The following is a 1434-nucleotide window of genomic DNA, read 5'->3' as shown; positions in this document are numbered from 1 at the left end:
CTATATGAACGCGTCCCGTTTGCAACAGTTTTCGTGTGTTCCGACAGACAGGATGGGCTGCAGCTCTATATCCGGCCTTGTTGCAGGCGGTCGTGCCGCTGCGGGCCCGTATGAAATCCGCTGACTCGCACCTCATTCTCCTGACGAGCTCGACGCTCTTCGAATCATTCAGGTTTAGCGAGTCCCGGTCCTACCTGGCTTGTCATCACACTCGATTGCTGCGCAACCTTTCGACGTTCACCCTGTATTAAACGTTGATCTTCTACCTCGCGTGGGCCGTTCAATTCATGCCGGCTTCACGCTCACGTAGTCCTTCCGATACGGCCGGCCGTGCGCGAGCACCGCCCAGATCGTCCGTGCCATCTTGTTGGCCAGCGCGACGATCACGACATTCGTTGGTCGTCGCTTCTTCATCTGCTCGACCCACTCGCCGGGCTCTTTCACGTGGGTCAACACGCTTCGCGCGCCGTGAATCAGCAGCGTGCGCAGATATGTGTCGCCGCGCCTGCTGATCCCGTGCAGTATCACCTTGCCCCCCGAGCCCGTCTGCTTCGGTACAAGACCGGCCCACGCCGCAAATTCCCGCCCCGAACTGAATGCTTTCGGATCGCCCATCATCGCCACCGCTGCCGTTGCCGTCAGCAGCCCCACGCCCGGAATTTCGCTGATCGCGGCAACCGCCTTGTCTTCTTTCTTCCATTCACGCATACGGCGTTCGATCCCGGCGATCTGCTCGTCCAGTCTCGCCAACCCGTTCCACTGTTCACGCAACGTATCGATCAGTGCCGCCGGCAGACGCTCCGCGAGCCGGCCAAGTGCCGCCAGTATTTCCATGTCCAGTTTCGCTCGTCCCCGGCTCATCACCTCGCCGTATTCCGCCAGCAATCCACGCAGTCCGTTGCTCTGCATCGTGCGGAATTTCACCAACTGCTCGCGCATCCGGTGCAGCGCCAGCATCGCCTGCTGCATTTCCGTCTTCACCGCCACCGGCTTGCCCGGCTGCTGCACCGCCAGCCAGATCGCCCGCGCGTCCGCCGCATCGTTCTTGTTGCGGATGTTGAACGCCTTCACGAATTCCGCCGGTATCAGCCTGACCTCGTGACCCAACCGCGTCAGTTGCCGCGCCCAGTGGTGCGCTCCCCCGCACGCTTCCATCCCGATCAGGCACCGCGCACGGTTCGCGAAGTGCTCGAGGAACTTCCCTCGCTTGAGCGGCTTGTTGACGATCTCTCCGGTTACCTGATCGACGTAATGCACCTGGAATACGTGCTTGGCGATGTCTACGCCCACTGCCATACTGTTCATCGTGGATCCTCCGGTTGCCGGGAAATGCGTGCATTTTCCACCTGGGCACTTCGATGCCGTTGGCCCGTGAGGATCCACCCCTTCCTCTGCTCTCACGGTTTCGGGTGGGACGCGTTCATTTCATTCTCC

General features: G+C 60.9%; 1 protein-coding gene. It reads right to left on the bottom strand.

The window, feature by feature from the left end; all coding sequences use genetic code 11:
• Positions 1-285: 285 nt before the first annotated feature.
• Entirely contained in the window at positions 286-1305 is a 1020-nt protein-coding gene (locus HZI36_RS26635) for an IS110 family RNA-guided transposase (RefSeq protein ID WP_179405660.1), read from the bottom strand.
• Positions 1306-1434: the final 129 nt, after the last annotated feature.

The organism is Burkholderia guangdongensis (assembly GCF_013403875.1).
In the GTDB taxonomy this organism is placed as follows: Bacteria; Pseudomonadota; Gammaproteobacteria; order Burkholderiales; family Burkholderiaceae; genus Burkholderia; species Burkholderia guangdongensis.
The sequence above is the reverse complement of the archived record's forward strand: the minus strand, read 5'-3'. Positions and strand labels throughout refer to the sequence as shown.